This window comes from Coriobacteriia bacterium (assembly GCA_013336165.1).
Lineage (GTDB): Bacteria > Actinomycetota > Coriobacteriia > Anaerosomatales > JAAXUF01 > JAAXUF01.
This window is the reverse complement of sequence record JAAXUF010000002.1, coordinates 136,622-153,457: the sequence shown is the minus strand read 5'-3', so window position 1 is coordinate 153,457 and position 16,836 is coordinate 136,622. Positions and strand designations below refer to the sequence as shown.

18 protein-coding genes and 1 pseudogene are annotated in these 16,836 nt (G+C 63.6%); 10 read left to right on the top strand and 9 right to left on the bottom strand.

Annotation, left to right across the window (positions count from 1 at the left end; all coding sequences use genetic code 11):
* Nucleotides 1–18: 18 nt before the first annotated feature.
* The 10 genes and pseudogenes from modA to HGA39_02345 all read left to right on the top strand — a co-directional run bounded on the left by modA (nt 19) and on the right by HGA39_02345 (nt 7,452).
* Nucleotides 19–858 carry a molybdate ABC transporter substrate-binding protein gene (modA, locus tag HGA39_02390; protein NTW28198.1) on the top strand — a complete coding sequence of 280 codons (840 nt, stop codon included), beginning with the start codon at nt 19–21 and terminating at the stop codon, nt 856–858.
* A gap of 103 nt (nt 859–961) precedes the next feature.
* On the top strand, nt 962–1,612 hold the full coding sequence (modB, locus tag HGA39_02385; GenBank protein ID NTW28197.1) for a molybdate ABC transporter permease subunit: 651 nt from the start codon (nt 962–964) through the stop codon (nt 1,610–1,612).
* Between the two features lie 5 nt (nt 1,613–1,617).
* A complete protein-coding gene (locus tag HGA39_02380; GenBank protein ID NTW28196.1) occupies nt 1,618–2,397 on the top strand; it encodes an ATP-binding cassette domain-containing protein in 780 nt (259 codons plus the stop codon).
* A complete protein-coding gene (gene tsaA, locus HGA39_02375) occupies nt 2,391–2,852 on the top strand; it encodes a tRNA (N6-threonylcarbamoyladenosine(37)-N6)-methyltransferase TrmO (protein ID NTW28195.1) in 462 nt (153 codons plus the stop codon). The genes HGA39_02380 and tsaA overlap by 7 nt, the downstream gene beginning before the upstream one ends.
* Nucleotides 2,853–2,858: 6 nt before the next feature.
* Nucleotides 2,859–3,446 (top strand): molybdopterin-guanine dinucleotide biosynthesis protein B, encoded by a 588-nt coding sequence (mobB, locus tag HGA39_02370; protein ID NTW28194.1) that lies wholly within the window; start codon nt 2,859–2,861, stop codon nt 3,444–3,446.
* Nucleotides 3,439–4,464 (top strand): GTP 3',8-cyclase MoaA, encoded by a 1,026-nt coding sequence (moaA, locus tag HGA39_02365; GenBank protein ID NTW28193.1) that lies wholly within the window; start codon nt 3,439–3,441, stop codon nt 4,462–4,464. The genes mobB and moaA overlap by 8 nt, the downstream gene beginning before the upstream one ends.
* A gap of 21 nt (nt 4,465–4,485) precedes the next feature.
* Nucleotides 4,486–4,980 (top strand): cyclic pyranopterin monophosphate synthase MoaC, encoded by a 495-nt coding sequence (moaC, locus tag HGA39_02360; protein ID NTW28192.1) that lies wholly within the window; start codon nt 4,486–4,488, stop codon nt 4,978–4,980.
* A gap of 17 nt (nt 4,981–4,997) precedes the next feature.
* Nucleotides 4,998–5,435: pseudogene (locus tag HGA39_02355) on the top strand (MOSC domain-containing protein).
* A 209-nt stretch (nt 5,436–5,644) separates the two neighbouring features.
* On the top strand, nt 5,645–6,127 hold the full coding sequence (locus HGA39_02350) for a MogA/MoaB family molybdenum cofactor biosynthesis protein (protein NTW28191.1): 483 nt from the start codon (nt 5,645–5,647) through the stop codon (nt 6,125–6,127).
* A 59-nt stretch (nt 6,128–6,186) separates the two neighbouring features.
* On the top strand, nt 6,187–7,452 hold the full coding sequence (locus HGA39_02345) for a molybdopterin molybdotransferase MoeA (protein NTW28190.1): 1,266 nt from the start codon (nt 6,187–6,189) through the stop codon (nt 7,450–7,452).
* Here HGA39_02345 and HGA39_02340 read toward each other — a convergent pair.
* From HGA39_02340 to HGA39_02300, 9 genes are read right to left on the bottom strand one after another with little or no spacing between them, the layout of a single operon-like run.
* Nucleotides 7,449–8,093, bottom strand: a complete 645-nt coding sequence (locus HGA39_02340) for a histidine phosphatase family protein (protein NTW28189.1) — start codon at nt 8,091–8,093, stop codon at nt 7,449–7,451. The genes HGA39_02345 and HGA39_02340 overlap by 4 nt on opposite strands.
* Nucleotides 8,090–9,214: an NTP transferase domain-containing protein gene (locus tag HGA39_02335; GenBank protein NTW28188.1), complete on the bottom strand. Its 1,125-nt coding sequence runs from the start codon at nt 9,212–9,214 to the stop codon at nt 8,090–8,092. Before HGA39_02335 ends, HGA39_02340 begins: the two co-directional genes overlap by 4 nt.
* Nucleotides 9,215–9,219: 5 nt before the next feature.
* Nucleotides 9,220–10,275, bottom strand: a complete 1,056-nt coding sequence (locus HGA39_02330) for an XdhC family protein (protein ID NTW28187.1) — start codon at nt 10,273–10,275, stop codon at nt 9,220–9,222.
* A complete protein-coding gene (locus HGA39_02325; GenBank protein NTW28186.1) occupies nt 10,269–11,606 on the bottom strand; it encodes a phenylacetate--CoA ligase family protein in 1,338 nt (445 codons plus the stop codon). The genes HGA39_02330 and HGA39_02325 overlap by 7 nt, the downstream gene beginning before the upstream one ends.
* A complete protein-coding gene (locus HGA39_02320; protein ID NTW28185.1) occupies nt 11,600–12,937 on the bottom strand; it encodes a radical SAM protein in 1,338 nt (445 codons plus the stop codon). The genes HGA39_02325 and HGA39_02320 overlap by 7 nt, the downstream gene beginning before the upstream one ends.
* A gap of 41 nt (nt 12,938–12,978) precedes the next feature.
* The gene (locus HGA39_02315) at nt 12,979–13,428 is read right to left on the bottom strand and encodes a C_GCAxxG_C_C family protein (GenBank protein NTW28184.1); all 450 of its coding nucleotides are present in this window, start codon (nt 13,426–13,428) and stop codon (nt 12,979–12,981) included.
* Nucleotides 13,428–14,144 carry a class I SAM-dependent methyltransferase gene (locus HGA39_02310; protein ID NTW28183.1) on the bottom strand — a complete coding sequence of 239 codons (717 nt, stop codon included), beginning with the start codon at nt 14,142–14,144 and terminating at the stop codon, nt 13,428–13,430. Before HGA39_02310 ends, HGA39_02315 begins: the two co-directional genes overlap by 1 nt.
* Complete coding sequence (locus tag HGA39_02305; GenBank protein NTW28182.1) at nt 14,131–14,334, bottom strand: DNA-binding protein; 204 nt, start codon at nt 14,332–14,334, stop codon at nt 14,131–14,133. Before HGA39_02305 ends, HGA39_02310 begins: the two co-directional genes overlap by 14 nt.
* Nucleotides 14,331–16,769 (bottom strand): NAD(P)-binding protein, encoded by a 2,439-nt coding sequence (locus tag HGA39_02300; GenBank protein ID NTW28181.1) that lies wholly within the window; start codon nt 16,767–16,769, stop codon nt 14,331–14,333. Before HGA39_02300 ends, HGA39_02305 begins: the two co-directional genes overlap by 4 nt.
* Nucleotides 16,770–16,836 lie beyond the last annotated feature (67 nt).

Genomic DNA, 16,836 nt, shown 5'->3' with positions numbered 1-16,836 from the left:
TCGAAAGGGTCTTATCTGATGAACGATTCTGCCAAAGCAGGTTCTGTGCTCATTGCGCGTGCAGTGCGTGCGTTGCTTGCTGCTACAGTCGTGTTTGCTCTTGTTCTTCTGGCCGGATGCGGTACGAAGTCCGCGACATCCGGCAGTTCCACGGCGAACAGCACTCCGCCCGTCGAGCTCAGCATATCTGCTGCTTCCTCGCTCCAAGCGCTGATCGAAAAGACGGCGCCGGCTTATGAGAAGGCCAACAACGTGAAACTGGTTCTTAACTTCGGCGCTTCTGGTGTACTCCAGAAGCAGATCGAAGGCGGCTCGCCGACCGACGTGTTTCTCTCGGCAGCCAGTACGCAAATCGACGCCCTCGTGAAGGGGAACCTGATCTCTGTCGAGAGTACCGTGGCGTTTGCCGGGAATGACTTGGTGATCATGGTTCCGAAGGGAAACCCGAAGGGCATCCACGGAGCAGCCGACCTGGCGAAGGCGACCCGTCTTACCACTGGGGATCCCGCGGTTGCGCCACACGGCGTCAAGGCCCAGGAGTGGTTGACCGGTCTCGGCTTGTGGGATTCGCTGAAGCCGAAGTTCGTATTTGCGCAGAACGCCGCTCAGACGGACGACTACGTGGCGCGCGGTGAAGTTGATGCTGGTATCGGTTATGCCAGCGATGCGAAGGCGCGTACCGATCTTGAGGTCGCATACACTGTACCCTCGAACCAGATCAAGCCGATCAAGTACTTCGCAGCTCCCATCAAGGCGAGTACGCATGCCGCCGAGGCCGCCGCGTACGTCAAGTACCTGAACTCGGCAGAGTTTCAGCAGGCGTTGGTGGACGCAGGGTTCAAGCAGTTGTCCAAGTAGAGAAGCGCTACGCTACGGCCCGCCTCGTGTGGGGTGGGCCGTGGCGCTCAAGTCCGTATGTTGAAGGAGGCCCGTGGACGTCGCAGCCGACATAGTGTTCCCGATGCGCCTGTCGTTTCAGGTCGCGCTTCTGGCAACCCTCGGGGTCGCGGCCATCGGGATTCCACTGGCCTACCAGCTTGCGACCAAGGAGTTCCGCGGCAAGGGGTTCCTTGAGACGTTCCTCATGCTGCCGATGGTGCTGCCACCGGTGGTGACGGGTTACTACCTCCTGCTGCTTATCGGCAGGGCGGGAGTGCTCGGCAAGGTCACCAAGGCGCTGACGGGCACGGCGGTGGGGCTCACGTTCACGTGGCAGGCTGCGGTGTTGGCTTCGTTCGCCGTCGCGCTGCCGCTCGGCATTACCACGGCACGTTCGGCAATCTCGGCGGTGGATCGGGCACACTCGGACGCATCGCGTATCTTGGGCCGCTCCGAACTGGAGACTGCGGTCTATGTCGTGCTGCCGCTCGCTTCGCGCGGCATCATCGCCGGCCTCGCACTGGCGTTCGCACGCGGACTCGGCGAGTTTGGAGCGACCATCATGGTCGCCGGGAATATCCCCGGGCGCACAAACACGATGGCGCTCGAGATCTACAACGCCGTCATCGGCGGTAGTTGGGAGACGGCGACTACGCTTGTGCTGCTGTTCACTGGGGTCTCGGCCGGATTCCTTCTGGTTGCCAACAGGCTCACGCGGGTGGTGACGAAGTGACGACCATTAGCGTCGAGTTGCGCAGGCAGTTCCCGGGATTCGACTTGGACGTTGAATGGGAGATTGAGGCCGGCTTCGTCGTGCTGTTCGGCTACTCGGGCGCGGGTAAGTCGCTTACGCTTTCGATGATCGCCGGCACGATGCGGCCCGATGAAGGGCGTGTCGTTGTTGGCGGCGAGACGCTCGTCGACACGCGAGCCGGCATCTTCGTACCTCCGCAAAAACGACGCATGGGCTACGTTTCGCAGCACGGCGATCTGTTCCCTCACATGACCGTCCGAGGCAACATCGAGTACGCGCTCAAGGGCGTGCGCGGCGCCGAGCGCGACGAACGTGTCGCAGAGCTCCTCGCGAGCCTCTACATCTCCGAACTCGCCGACAAGCGCCCGGGCCAGCTCTCCGGTGGACAGAAGCAGCGCGCCGCACTCGCACGCGCACTCGCCCCGCGTCCGCGCATGCTGCTCTTCGACGAGCCGCTCTCGGCGCTCGATCTGCCGATTCGGCTTGAGATACGCAAGCTGCTGCGAACGATCCAGAGAGATCTTGGCGTCCCGGTCATCCTGGTCACGCACGACCTCTACGAGGCGTGCACTCTCGCACACACGCTGGTCGTCTACTCGGGTACCGGCACGGTTCAGGTTGGCACTCCTCAGGAGATCATCAACAATCCGTGCACCCCGGAGATCGGCCGCCTGCTGCACGCTACGGAGTTGCCGCCTGACATCTTTCGCAGTGCCGAGACGCCGGGGGAGTGCGTACTGCCAGCACGAGGGAGTCTATCGTGACCAGCCCGATTGGGATCATCCATACGCCGTTTTCGTGCAAGGAGGAAGCCCCTATCCAGGGAGCCTTCCATCCCGAATATGCCGGGACGGTTGAGGTGTTCCCCGAATACGTGGAGGCGCTGGACGGCATAGACGGATTCAGTCACCTGTTCCTGCTTTACGAGTTCGACCGTGCGGTACCGCCACGCCTTCGCTGTTTGCCGTTTCTTACTGACGAGCCGAAGGGATTGTTCGCGACCCGGTTCCCGTCTCGGCCGAACAACATAGGGCTCACAGTCGTGACGCTGCTCGCGCGCAAGGGTACTCTGCTTGAAGTTGGCATGATCGACGTGCTCGATGGGACTCCACTACTCGACATCAAGCCGTATATTCCGAGATTCGACGCCTTTCCGGAAGCCTCCGAAGGCTGGTTTGCCGGGTGTTCGGACCGGCCGAAGCCCCCAGGAAGGGAGTAGCTCTCCATGAGTGAAAAGCACACGATGTTCTCCGTGCCGGTGGTCTGTTTCATCGGGGTCTCCGGTTCGGGCAAGACGACGTTTCTCGAAGGCGTGATTCGCGAGCTCGCCGAGCACGGATGGCGCGTGGGCACGGCCAAACACCACCACCTTCCCGACTTCGAGATCGACATTCCGGGTAAGGACTCGTGGCGCCACGCGCAGGCCGGTGCCGTCGTGTCGATGATCAGTTCCGAGGGCAAGCTCGGCGTCGTGCGCAAGGTCGATCGCGAACGGACACTGGAGGAGATGATCCGAGTCGCCGATGGCGCTATCGACATTCTCCTCACCGAGAGCATCAGGAACCCCGCTGCTGCGCAGATTGAAATCGTGCGCACCGCGCATTCGGATAGCGTTACGTGCGTGCCGGAGGACCTCTTTGCACTTGTGACCGACGGTGCGCATGACGTGGGCGACGTACCCGTGTTCGCGCTCGATGATGTACAGGGAGTCGTCGACCTGATCGAGGGCACACTGCTTGCTGGTTCACTCACTGAAGAGCCTGTCGCGAGTGCGGCGGACGACAAAGAACACGGAGGTCCCAAAGGTGCCTGATTCGTACGGACGGCACATTGACTATCTGCGCATTTCGGTCACAGACCGATGCAATCTCAGATGTGTCTATTGCATGCCCGAGAAGGGCGTGGCGGCGCTGCCGCACGATGAGATTCTCTCGTTCGAGGAGATCGAACGCTTTGTGGAGGCCGCGGCCGCCGAAGGCATCAGCAAGATCCGTCTGACGGGTGGGGAGCCGCTCGTGCGCACTGGTCTGGTCGAGCATGTTCGTCGGCTTGGCGCGATCCCGGGCATCGAGGCGATTGGGATCACCACGAACGGGATCCTACTGCCCCGCTACGCGAAGGACCTCGTGGCCGCCGGACTCACGCGGGTCAACATCTCGCTCGACTCGCTCGACGCCGATGTCTTTCGGGGGATCAGCCGAGGAGGAGAACTCACCGACGTGATGGCCGGCGTTGATTCGGCGTTTGAAGCCGGGATGGATCCGGTGAAACTCAACGTCGTTGTGGTGCGCAGGCTCAAGCAGGATCTGCTCGGCTTCGCGAAGCTGACGATGGAGAAGCCGATCCACGTGCGCTTCATCGAGTACATGCCCGTGGGCGATCGCGAGGAAGGCGAAGGCCCGTGCGGCGCGGACGCCGGTGCAGGATGGACCGAGGAGGACAGCGTCCCAAGTGACGAGCTCGTCGCGCGCCTTGCCGCCGAGGGGTTGGCCGCGGGTCTCGGCGAACTGACGCCGCTTGCTCGCGACGCAGGACCATCCGGTTGGGGCCCGGCGGCGTACTACACGTTCCCGGGTGCGCTGGGTCGCATCGGCGTAATTTCGCCACTGTCGCACCACTTCTGCGCCGCATGCAACCGCCTGCGCCTCACTGCCGACGGGCGCCTGCGCATGTGCCTGTTCTCCGACGAGGAACTTGATGCGCGTACGGTCCTGCGCACCGGAACCGCCGAGGACGTGCGAGCGCTCGTTCGCGAGGCGCTTATGCGCAAGCCTGAAGGCCATCACCAGCAGCGCGGCACCGTGCGCCGCATGTCGCAGATCGGAGGATGACCCGTGACTGAATCGCAGAATATGTCCGCTGCTCCGCGCCTCACGCACCTCGACGACGCCGGCCACGCACACATGGTCGATGTCGCCGACAAGGTGGTCACGCATCGCTCGGCCACCGCTACAGCGTTCATCTCGATGCTGCCGGAGACGCTTGCCATGATCACCGAGGGGCGCGCCAAGAAGGGCGACGTCCTCGCCGTCGCGCGCATCGCCGGCATCCAAGGCGCCAAGCGCACCAGCGAACTCATCCCGCTCTGCCACCCGCTCGCGCTCACGCGTGTCGCGGTCGAGCTCGAACCCGTTGCCGAGCCCGTTCCCGGCGTGGCCATCACTGCCGTCGCCGAGACGGACGGCAAGACAGGCGTCGAGATGGAGGCGCTCACCGCCGCCTCGGTTGCGGCGCTCACGATGTATGACATGTGCAAGGCGGTCGATCGCTGGATGACGATCAGCGACGTGCAACTTCTCGAGAAGGTCGGCGGCAAGTCCGGCCACTGGATCCGCGAAACGGAGTAGCCCCAATGAGCAACGGAATGACCGGCGCCATCCTGACCATCAACATCTCGCCACGCAAGACTATGCGCAAGAAGCCCATCGAGTCCGGGATATGCGAGCTCGAATTCGACCGCGGTCTTGTCGGCGACGCGCACGCCGGTGACTGGCATCGCCAGGTGTCGCTGCTGGCGATGGAGTCGATCGACAAAATGGTCGCCGCCGGCCTCGACGTCGGTCCCGGTGACTTCGCCGAGAACATCACCACGACGGGCATCGACCTGCTCCTGCTGCCGGTCGGCACGAAGATCCGCATCGGAGACGATGTGCTGCTTGAAGTGAGCCAGATCGGCAAGGTGTGCCACACTCACTGCGCGATCTACTATCAGGCCGGCGACTGCGTCATGCCGCGCGAGGGCATCTTTGCCGCGATCCGCCAGGCCGGCACCATCAGGGTCGGCGACCCGATAGAGGTACTTGAGCTGGGCGATGGCACCTGCGACCGCACACCGTCGGACTACCCGATCCCCACCGCCGAGGAGCTCGGCCGCGAGATCCCCACACGCGAACAGACCGAAGCCGCGCTGGCCGATCGGGGGGCCTGCGACGCCGAGCCGACGTGCAGCGCCGAGGCCTGCAGCGCCTGCTCGAAGATCGATGCGACGCTGCGCAAGGCAGGGGTGGAATCATGAGCGCCGTGCGCGTTGGAGTCATCACGTGCTCGGACCGTTGCACGCGCGGCGAGGCTGTCGATACCTCCGGACCAGCGCTGGCGGCGCTGTCCGCCGAACGCGGCTGGGAAGTGCTGCCGGTCGTCTGTGTCTTCGATGACGCCGAAGCCATCAAGGCCGCGATCGTCGAGATGGCGGACGTCGTCGACGTCGACTTAGTGCTGACCACGGGCGGAACCGGCCTGAGTCCGCGCGACGTTACCCCCGAGGCGACGCTCGCCGTGTGCCCGCGCGAGGCTCAGGGTATTGCCGAGGCGATCCGCGCAGAGAGCCTCAGGATCACCGGACGCGCTATGCTGTCGCGTGGACGCGCGGCCGTGCGCGGAACCACGCTCGTCGTGAACCTGCCGGGCTCCGAGAAGGCTGCTCGCGAGACCTTCTCGGCATTCGCCGATCAGGTCGAGCATGCTGTGCAGATGATGGCCGGGAGCGGGCACTAGCGGTCTTGCCGGTGCGCCACAGGTCTTGCAAGAGCAACGAATCCAAAGGGAGAACAGCGATGATCAGTGTTGAGGAAGCCCGAGCCATGGTGCTCTCCGGCGTTTCGACTTTGCCGACTGAGCGGGTGAGTCTGCTCGAGGCGCTCGGCCGGGTGCTTGCCGAGGATGCCTTGAGCGACATCGATGTCGCTCCGTTCGACAACACCGCCATGGATGGCTATGCCGTTCGTTCCGAGGACACGGGCGGTGCGAGCGAAGACACGCCTGTGGTGCTTCGCGTGCTCGACCACATCGCTGCGGGCAGCGTTCCGACGCATGTTCTCCAGCCGGGTACGGCGTCGCGTATCATGACCGGCGCACCGGTGCCGGAAGGCGCCGATGCGATCGTCAAGATCGAGGATACCGAGGGGCTCGAGGCCGGTGGTGGGGCCGGTGGGACGGTGGCGATCAAGCGCCCGGCCACACGCGGCGACCACGTTCGTTTTCGGGGCGAGGAAGTCCGAGAGGGCCAGGTGATCCTGTCCGCGGGAGAGGTCATCAGCCCGGCCGCAGTCGGACTGCTCGCCTCCACCGGCAACGTGGTCGTGTCGGTCCATCGCCGCCCGCGCGTGGCAATCCTGCCCACGGGCGACGAGCTCGTCGACACCGACGAGAGACCCGGACCGGGCAAGATCCGCGACTCCAACTCGCTTTCGCTCGCCGCGCTGGTACTCGCCGCTGGCGGGATTCCTGTGGTGCACGGGATCGTGCGCGATGATGAGGCGACTGTGCGCTCGGCGTTCCTTGCGGCTGCGGCGGATGCCGATGTCGTGGTCAGCTCAGGTGGCGTCTCCGTGGGCGATTTCGACTTCGCGCCGCGCGTACTCGCCGAGATCGGCTCGGTGACATTCCACAAAGTGAACATGCGCCCGGGCGGAGCGCAGACGTATGGCGTCATCAACGGGGTGCCGTACTTCGGACTCCCGGGCAACCCGACATCAGCTTATATGGGCTTCGAGATGTTCGCGCGCCCGATGCTGCGTCTCATGCAAGGAATCTCGGCGATCGACAGGCCCGTCGTACGTGCGGTGCTCGCGGAGGGCATCTCGAAGAAGCCGGGACGCCGACAGTACCTGCGAGCTCGGCTCGAGCCGATCACTGGGCGCGACGACTGCGTCGTCTTCAGCGTCGTGCTGACGGGCAGCCAGTCCTCGGCATTGATGACGGCGATGCACAAGGCGAACTGTCTTCTCGTCTTGCCGGGAGACGGACGGGAGTATCCGGAGGGTACGATCATGGACTGCCTGCGGATAGATGTCGACGAAAGCGTTGGTGTTCTTGGCTAACTTCGGGGTCTGATCTGCGATGCCCCGAGTGTCAGATTCATCTTGCACACGACCCAGCCGCCTTCGGCGAACTTCAGGACATTCAGGCATCCGTACTCCTGTTCCAAGCGGAAGAGGTCTGCTGGCGGCATCCCCAGAACACGGCAGAGGATGACCCGGTTCACCCCGGCGTGGCCGACAATCAGGAGATCTCCTTGCGACCGCCGGACCGCGCTTTCGAAGGCCGGCAACATGCGCCCGGAGAGATCGGCGAAGCTTTCCCCCGAGGGGGGGCGGTAGTGCTCGATGTCCGCTCCCCGAAGGGCGTACTCTTGCGGGAAGCGTCGTCGCACTTCATCGATGGGCATCCCGTCCCAACTACCGAGCCCTATCTCTCGCAGTTCGGGCAGGACGGTGAGCGGCGTGCCGGTCTGCTCGCCGATGATTTGCGCCGTCTCGATCGAGCGCTTCAGATCGCTGCACAGGATGTCATGAAGCGCGGTACCGGATAGCTTCACGCCCCACGCCTCTGCCTGCGCGCGTCCTCTGTCGTTGAGTGCGTGATCGGTCTGCCCAATGAAGCGGCGAACTGAGTCCGGGCGCGAATCGCCGTGGCGCATGAGGTAGATTGTGAGGCAGGGCTTCTCCTCCGAGTGACTCATGGCGTCGCCTCTGTCCACACGTCTTCAATCCTGCGGCCCAGCCGCGACTCGACGCCCTTCGCAATCATGCGGGCGCTTTCAAGCCGACATGTGATCTTCGCCAGCACATCGTCTTCGTGAGCGTGACGCTCAAGCTGGTCTCGGAAGCGAACTTCCAAGGGGACGTACCGGGTTCCTCGAGTGAGCTTGTCGGCGAGGAATACAAGTTCGGCGGCGTTGATGGCATCTCCGGGGTCGAGCTGGATATCCATGTGAGTGGCGACGACATCGGCGACCGCGCGATGTCCCATTCGCGTCAGAGCGGCGGCTCCAGCCGCAGCGTGATCAGGCTCGTCTCTAGCGAGGTCGTGGAGCAGCGCGCCTGCCTCGACCACGGCCGTGTCCAGCCGGCAGCCACATTCGTTCAGCCGTTCCGCCAGCACAAGGGCTAGTCGTGCCACCGCCCTGCAGTGCTCGACCACGGGGCTGTCAGCGGCGAATCTCCCGCACAGCAGTTGTTCGCACACTTGGCGGGAGGGAGTTGAGTCGACGCGCAGGGAGGCGCGCAGCCGTTCGTAGTCCTCCAGAGTATCCATGTCCAGCAGGATACCCTCGTCTCCGCTCTCAACGGTCATCGAGTCGCCTTCATACTGTTCCAAGAAGGCTTTCAGGCCCCCCATGCCACGCCAAGAGAGAAGCCGCTCTCGGTACGAGTTCGATATCAGCGGAGGGTGCCCCCGCTCACCAAGGAAGGCCGGATAGAATATGCCGATCGACGTATCTCGGCGTGCGTGAGCCAGAAGCTCAATCGTCTCCGGCCGCACCAGCGGGAAATCCACCGGCATCAGGAAGAATGCTTCGCATTCCGCGCCCATGCTCTCGACACCTGCGAGCACCGAGGAGAACATACCCTCTTGATAGCACGGGTTCATGACCGAGCGGACCTTCATGCCCGCCAGCACCGGCAATAGATCCTCCGAACGGTAGCCCACGACAACGCGCACATCCTGAACGCCGGCCTTCCGGAACACGGCAACGGCCTGCTCCAAGACAGTCGTCTCACCAAACGGCAGCAGCGGTTTGAACGCCCCCATCCGGGACGAGTACCCGGCTGCAAGGATGATGGCCGCGATGGATCCCATCGGCGTCACCGGGCGTTCCTCGCGCGAGCTTGGACCAGCTCGGCCACGATACTGACGGCGATCTCGCCGGGAGTCACCGCTGCGATGTCGAGACCGATCGGGCTGTGAACCCTCGCGAGCTCCTCGGCCGAGAAGCCCTCATCCTGCAACGCCGAGTAGATCTTGTCCCGCTTTGTCCTACTTCCGATCATGCCGATGTAGCCTGCTCCGGTCCGCAGGGCCTGCGACAGCACCATCTTGTCGTGCAGGTGACCTCGAGTGACGATCACCACGTAGCTGTCGGTTTCGAGTTCGATTCCGGTGAAGCTGTGCTCGAACGAGCGGAGCAGCTTGATCTCATCGGCATCGGGGAACCTTTCCCGGTTGGCGTATTCGCTCCGATCGTCGAGCACAACCGTCCGGAAGCCGGCGATCTCGGCGACCAGTGCTACGTGCTGTCCGACGTGACCCGCCCCGACGATGAAGACCGTGCTCGGGATAAAACAGCGCTCGACCACGAATTGCTCGTCCGCGATCGTCTGGGCGACCGGATAGACCGAGTAGCGAGCCTGCTCCATCAGTGTGTCCAGCCACAACCGGGGAAACGCGAACTCGCCGGCGACGCAGCCGTCCTCACAAGCCGCGCAGTGTACCGTCTGCTTCTTCTCACCGTCGGCTTTGCCAAGAGAGGCGACCAGATAGCACCGCTTGCCCACCTGCACGGCGTCCCGCAGTGAGCGAAACGTCTCAACGTTAGCCGATGATGCCTCGATGTAGTCCAACAGCAGTCTGACCCGGCCGCCGCAGATCATCTCAGCGCCGTTGGCATTCGCGCTGGTAAGGTCGAAGAACAGCTCCTCTGCCGCGCGGGCCTCAAATACCCGCGCGGCCGCCTGCTGTGCCCCGGCTTCCAGCTTCCCGCCGCCCACGGTGCCAACTGAACGTCCGTCGGAGCGAAGCACCATCTGGGCCGCCGATGAGCTGGGCGCCGACCCTGACTTGCTGAGCACCGTGGCAAAGACGAGATCCTCTCCGTCGCCGAGCAAATCGCTGATGGCCTTCAGCATCTGAATCGTCAGCATGGTGCGTTCCCTCTCTGATCGTGGATCGTGCGCTTGATGCTGCCGCTGCTTTGCCAGATCTCGTCAGACATGATGACCGGCCCGATCTTGAGTCCGCTTCCACCGATCGCTCTCTGCACGGCCGGTACAGCGCACAGTGCCTGCTCGGCCGAACGGCGGAGGCCTTCCGTGTCATCGGTGCGGGTGAAGAGACTCACCTGCAAGACGTCCTTGTTGTCCTCGGTTGTCAACACGGCTTGGAAACTGAGCAGGCCGCGCAGTGGGAAGAGGGCATCATCCAAGTCGGCCATGCTGAGGAGATCGTTCCCATTCAGGCGGATCCTTCCGGATGAGCGTCCCCTGACCCACGCCAGACGCCTGAGTACCGTCCCGCAAGGGCAGGGTTCCGGGATGAACCGGGAGAGATCGCCGGTGCGATACCGGACAAGCGGCATGCCGGTTCGGGTGAGCGTCGTGAAGACCACTTCGCCAGGCTCCCCGTCGGGTACAGGTCTGCTGGTCCCGGGATCGACGATTTCCACGTAGAGGTCCGCTTCCCGAAGGTGGCAGCCGCATCTTTGGCTGCAGTCGACCGCTCCGCCCAAGCCCATCTCGGTCATGCCGTAGTGGTTAAAGACCGGGACATTCCAGGTTCGCTCGATCTCCCGGACGATGGCGGCAGGCACATAGTCGGCGCTCAAGAGGACGCTCTTGATTCTGCCTGCCGGGACACTCGCCGCTGCCGCATGCCGAGCGAGGCCGAGGACCTGCACGGGGAGGCCGACCAGACAGTCGATCCGGCGTGAGACTATCTCGGAGATGGCGGCCTGTTCGTCCTGGACGATGCCGTGGACGATCCCCTCGGCACCCATTCTCGCCAGCCCCTGCGCCAGCAGGTCGCCGACGCTTCCGGGCGCATCGCCCGGCATCAGGATCAGTACGCGTTCGTGGGGGTTGACCAGAGGGGACATACCATGCCGGAAGAAGTCGACCGTCAGCTGCAGATCCTGGGCAGTGAAGTGCAGGCGCTTGGCAGCGTTCGTCGTCCCGGAGGTGCGCAGGGTCACGATCCGTTCGATTTCGCCCTGAGACACACACAGGAAGCGAAGATCGTCCTCCAGGATATCTTCTGGAGTGGTGAAGGGGAGCATGGCGATGTCATCCAGCGTGTGGAGGTCGCTGCCTCGAACCCCTGCTAGGTGCTGACGATAGAAGGGGCTGCGATCGCACACGTAGTCAATCGTCGCCTGCAACCGACTCAGTTGGTAGTCGTGCAGAAGCGCAGTCGCCAGCGGCGTGGTGGGTGGCAGGCCGATCTTGGCCGCGATCCAGGGCTCGAGGGGAGTCAGCATCGGCTTGTCCGATAGAGCCGCCTGCCCTCGTCCGAAGTCAGGTTGTAGAGGCAGAACGGGATCATCGTGCCACCAGGAGCCAGAACGTGGATGCAGCACTCCTGGACCCGCTCCAGATCCAGATTCCAGGCATCCTGAAAAGCCATAGCCGATACGGCGAAGGTGTTGGCGCGGTGGTCCTCCAGGAAGGCATCGAGGCTGTTTGTCGCGCAGCAACATGAGGAAGGACTCGGCGCGGACCATTGTTGCGTAACAAAGGCCACTGCGCGACCCGTGCCTTCATCCGGCTCACAGTCGGGCGCATGTTGTGTCAACGGCCGGAGCTGGCCGTCCGGTAAGCGCAGGAAGTTGCCGTGGAACGAGCAGAGCGGATGCTCGCACCCGGGGGGGCGGAAGTGCTCCGCCTTCATGAGGCCACCGGTCTGCGTCTCGATGGCCCGCATGAGATCGGGCAGGGTGAAGCGCTCCGCGTTTTCCGGAGGCCCGGGATGGCGCCCGAAGTAGCTGGCAGGCTGAAAATGCACTCCCCGCACTCCGGGTGCGAGATCCAGCGCCAGCCTGAGAATGTCGCCGACGTTATCGGTGTTGACCCCGCTGACCAGTGTCGGGACCAGGACTACTCCGAGGCCGGCAGTCGTACAGTGTGCGATGGCCTGCAGCTTCTCGGCCAGCAAGGAACGTCCGCGGATTGACCGGTGAATGCGGTCATCGGTTCCATCGAACTGCAGGAAGACAGAGAAGAGCCCGGCGCGTTTCAGCTTCTCTGCGTAGGCGGGATCGGCGGCCAGGCGCACGCCATTGGTATTCAGCTGAATATGGGGGAATCCCACATCACGGCCGAGGGCGATGATGGCGGGCAGGTCATCGCGGACGGTGGGCTCGCCGCCGGAGAGCTGGACGATGTTGTGTGGGCCGCTTTGATCGAACGCTATCCGGAACCGGTCTGCGATGACTTCCAGCGACGGGTCATCCGCAGCCCGGGAACCGGCGTCGGCGAAACAGAACGGGCAGGACAGATTGCAGCGGCCGGTCACCTCGAGCAGGACAGTGCAGGACTGCTGCCGGTGGTTGGCGCAGATACCGCAGTCGAAGGGGCAGCCCCGCGTTTCTGCACCCTGATAGGCGCCGACGCTGACCGGCTTCTTGGGGCGCGACCAGCCGGACAGTGAGGGCTCACCCCTCCAGATTGTGGTCCGGAACTCACCGTGCTCGGGGCACCTCTTCACGAGGAGGACTTCGTCGCCTTCGCGCTGTCGCTCGGCGGGGATTCGTGCCAAGCAGCGGGGGCAGAGGCTCTCTGTGGCCGTACTGCTGCTGGTGTCTTCAGCCATTCGGTACCTCCGGATCGAGCGGTGTCCGACAAGGGTGCTATCTATCTACCGACCGAAATGTCATAGCCGCGAGATACCAGAAGCTCGGCAACCTTGGCGTAGATCTCCGCAACGATTGTTCTGCAGCGCTGGGGAACCTCTGCTCGGTCTCCCTGGATTGTGTCGCAGCTGACTCCGCCGTAGCGGGTGCCGTACCTGTCGGCAAACCACTCGCCGAGGTCGCCGAGCATCAAAGGGAGGCCCTCTCCCTGGTCTTCGTCGTCGGTGCCCTTGCCGGCGTACAAGCTGAGCAGGCAGGCTGCTCCGGTCAGCGCGCCGCAGGTTCCTTCCTCCGAGCAGCCGCCATGGGTCAGTCCTCGCATGGCCCGAACCAGGTCGGGGTTGGTCTTTCCTTGCGCCTCCAAGCCAAGAATGATCAGAACCTGGCTGCAGAGATAGCCTTTGAAGGACAGCTCCAGCATTCGCATATTGACGTCATCGAAGTCGTCCATCAGATCACGCTCCTTGTTCGGTTCTTTGCCCCAACCAGAAGGTAATAGCCCGGCAGTACCACGGCGCCGCCCACCTCCGTTGCGCAAGAGAATCCCTCGGCGGAACCACCCGCTAGGACGAAGCGCGCCGCCATCTCGCGGACAAGAGAGGTGTGATCCTCCCAGAGAAGCGTCGCAAAGCCGCTCTCGGAGAGCCATGCCCCGATCTCCCCACGGGTTACCGGTCCGCCGAGACCGCAGTCAGGGCTGCTGGGCATGCCTGCCCCCCGGACATACATGTCGCTCAGAATGAGGTGGCCGCCTGGGCGCAACACCCGCGCAAACTCGGCCAGCGCCTGCAGAGGCTCCTTCAGGAGTGACAGCACGCACTCGCAGAGGATGCAATCTTGGGTCTCCTCGGCGAAGGGCAATGCCTCGGCGCACGCTTCGGTTAGCTGAAGGGCAGGATTGCGATCCAGGCCTTCGGCGAGGAGAGTTCGCGAGATGTCGACGCCGCTGGCGACGAATCCGCGGTCGGTCAGGTACTCGACGCTGGCACCGGCTCCGCAGCCGACGTCGAGAATGCGTGCACCTGTCGATAAGCAGCAGAAGTCGATCGCGCGCTCGGTCAGTGCCAGACCGCCCGGACGGATGGCAGCTCCTGTGATGTCGCGTATCGGCCCCGATTCGTATCGGCTCACGCAGGACACGTACGTATCGCCGCTACTTGTCTTCAAGGATCCGCTCCGCTTCGGCCATTTTGCCGGTCGCCAACTCCTCTGGGACCAAGACAAGCCCGCAGTCTTTGCAGGCAGGAAGATCGACTTCGAAATGGCCTTTCATGTAGGCGAACTGCACCTTCACGATCTCAAGTTCTCCTCCGCAGGAAGTGCAACTCCAATCCTGGGCGATATCAGTCAGGTTCATCGCTTGACCCCCACGATCACCATGCGATGTGAATAGGCATTGTGGACATCGAACCGATCGTCTCCGCTAGGCGTGTAGTCAACCCAGAACGTTACGTTTTGCAGCTGGCGGTAGGCTCGGTACTGCCCGCTGTGCACGTTGTGCAGTCGCTGCCCAGTGCTCTCCGCATGCTCGATCACTGAGCGGATGTCGTCCTCAAGGATCCGCCGTTCATCGATCTTGCGCCGTACCTCGGGGCGCATCTCCAGCGCCAGGCCGTCCCGCGTCGTTGCCACGTCTTCACCCTTCTCGCCAAGCTCTCTGAGCACTCCCTGCTTCACCTTAGCGCGATTGCTGCGGCGCTCGGTCCACGAGATCCAGCCGCGGGCGGCCGGGTCCGTATCCTCGGCGGCCGGGAAGAGAAGCTCGATCAGATGGCTGACCCTCTTGCCGGCTGCGGCCAGATTGTCGCGGCACATGGCGCAGTAGGCGAGGTAGTCGTGCGCGCTCACCTCGGTGTGGTAGTAGGCGGTGTCGCTGTCTTGCAGCTTCTGCGACCGATACCACCCGCCGGGCGGCCTAAACGGTGTCGTGGGCGAGACGCTATCATCGCGCCTGGGTGGCACGGCGCGATGGGTGATCACGTCATCGGCAAGCTTTGGGTTGGCGTTGTACATGAGCCCGCCATAGCCACAGCATTCGGGCCTCTCACGGCTCAAGAGGAGCTCATCGACAGCTATCCCGAGTGACTGGGCGATTCGCCTGATGCCATCCTGCGTCTCTCTGTCATGACGGGTGGTACAGGGGTCGGCAATGGACACGGTCGTTCCCGACGCCGCACAGGTCTGGAGGGGCAGTCCGTTGTCCTCTAGGACTTTCCATAGCGAGATCGACTCCACGTCAGGGAGGTGCCGTGCGATGAGGCCGCGACAGTTGGAGCACGCGGTGATGACGTTAGGTCTTCCCATCGACTCCCACGTGCGTCGCAGCGTTCCCATGGCCTCCTCGAACAAGTCGTCGCGACCGGCCCAGAAGGCGGGTGCTCCGCAACAACCGAGCATGATTCCGACCCCGCCGGTGAGTCGCTCCCTCAGGTATCGGTAGGAAGCCAGCACCTCGCCTGGGGAAGTTGCGCAGAGCTGACAACTGGGGAAGTAGAGCCAGGCGCTCGCAGTCCGGCCCGGCTCGTTACGGCTGAGTGCGAAGCGTTCACCGTTGCTGTAGGCCATATCTTGCAAGGCGAATTCGTGGAACGACGCCGGCATGATTTCCTGTTTGCGCATTGTCCGGCGCGCCTGCAGGCACAGGTCGCCCATGTCGAAGCTGTTCGGACACACGGTCTCGCATAGGCCGCAGTCGCTGCACGAGTTCACGAACTGGTTCTTCGTGTGGGCCGCGCCGAGAACGACTCGCTCGTTGCCGAAGATCTGTCGAGCGTACTTCTTTGGGTAGCCGTCGTAGCGCTCCAGGTAGAGGCAGACCTTCGTGCACTCCATGCATTCGCACTGGATGCAGCGGCTCGCTTCGGCGCGTGCCTCGGTTTCATCGAACCCAGCGCCGACATTCGCCGGTCGCATGCGCGGAGCCTTCTCGATTCCGTCCAAGCTCGTGAAGAGCCGCGTGTCGAAGGGCCCCTCGCTCTCTCTTCCGGCGCTCATCTGCGCCTTCTGGATGAACCGCTCGATTGACAGGGCGCCCTTGCGACCCTGGTACGCCTCGTTAATCGGAGAGTAGGTCCCGCTTCTCCGGGTCCCGCCCCCTGCGTACACCCTTTCCTGGCTGGTCCCCCCGGATGCGGCGTCGACCGCGATTTCCCTCTCGCGGTCCCGCCCCAGCGGCAGGTCACACTCCGCGGTGGCTTCCCGATCGACGAAGACAGCTTCGTACTCTCGACAGATTGTCTCGAACGCCGATGCGTTCAGAGTCTCGTCAAGCCGGATTTCGGTCTTGAGCGCGTCCAGTACCGCAAGCTCTTCGCGGATGATCCCGGGCGGCAGGAGGTGCTCGGCAAGATCCCACAACGATCCGCCGATACGATCGCTCGGCTCGAAGATCGTCACGCCAAAACCCTTCTTGCGGAGGTCCCAAGCTACCGTCAGGCCTGCGAGCCCGCCGCCGAGAACGGCGATCGTCTGCTCTCTGCGCGGGAGAAGCTGGGGCCTGACCTTTCCGGTTGTCCGCTCGATGCAGAAGCGCTCAAGCGCGCCGAGCGCGATCGGATCGTCGACCTCGCGCCGCTTGCACTTCATCTCGCAGGGGTGGTCACAGATCCTCGCTAGGATCCCGGGGAACGGCATCGATCGGGCAAGCGCCTGAAACGCGGCCTCCCAGTCGCCCCGGGCCATCTCCTTCGCAAACAGCCGGGCGTCGACGTGGATCGGGCAGGCCGCAGTGCATCCCGGAGCCTCTTCTTGGATGCACTTGCGTTCCCATTCCCGCAGCTCATCTTGCTCCAAGGCTCAGGCCTCCCGCTTCTTTCGTATGGAGACAGCCAGACGGACGCGACTGTGGCACTGCGTCCGT

Excerpts from the sequence above, each read along its gene's own strand:
- HGA39_02330 (NTW28187.1), bottom strand. The coding sequence starts at position 10,275 with ATGCTGACGATTCAGATGCTGAAGGCCATCAGCGATTTGCTCGGCGAC.
- modA (NTW28198.1), top strand. The coding sequence starts at position 19 with ATGAACGATTCTGCCAAAGCAGGTTCTGTGCTCATTGCGCGTGCAGTG.
- HGA39_02320 (NTW28185.1), bottom strand. The coding sequence starts at position 12,937 with ATGGCTGAAGACACCAGCAGCAGTACGGCCACAGAGAGCCTCTGCCCC.
- HGA39_02345 (NTW28190.1), top strand. The coding sequence starts at position 6,187 with ATGATCAGTGTTGAGGAAGCCCGAGCCATGGTGCTCTCCGGCGTTTCG.
- HGA39_02325 (NTW28186.1), bottom strand. The coding sequence starts at position 11,606 with ATGCTGACTCCCCTCGAGCCCTGGATCGCGGCCAAGATCGGCCTGCCA.
- moaC (NTW28192.1), top strand. The coding sequence starts at position 4,486 with ATGTCCGCTGCTCCGCGCCTCACGCACCTCGACGACGCCGGCCACGCA.
- mobB (NTW28194.1), top strand. The coding sequence starts at position 2,859 with ATGAGTGAAAAGCACACGATGTTCTCCGTGCCGGTGGTCTGTTTCATC.
- HGA39_02350 (NTW28191.1), top strand. The coding sequence starts at position 5,645 with ATGAGCGCCGTGCGCGTTGGAGTCATCACGTGCTCGGACCGTTGCACG.
- HGA39_02315 (NTW28184.1), bottom strand. The coding sequence starts at position 13,428 with ATGGACGACTTCGATGACGTCAATATGCGAATGCTGGAGCTGTCCTTC.
- HGA39_02305 (NTW28182.1), bottom strand. The coding sequence starts at position 14,334 with ATGAACCTGACTGATATCGCCCAGGATTGGAGTTGCACTTCCTGCGGA.
- HGA39_02335 (NTW28188.1), bottom strand. The coding sequence starts at position 9,214 with ATGGGATCCATCGCGGCCATCATCCTTGCAGCCGGGTACTCGTCCCGG.
- HGA39_02340 (NTW28189.1), bottom strand. The coding sequence starts at position 8,093 with ATGAGTCACTCGGAGGAGAAGCCCTGCCTCACAATCTACCTCATGCGC.
- modB (NTW28197.1), top strand. The coding sequence starts at position 962 with ATGCGCCTGTCGTTTCAGGTCGCGCTTCTGGCAACCCTCGGGGTCGCG.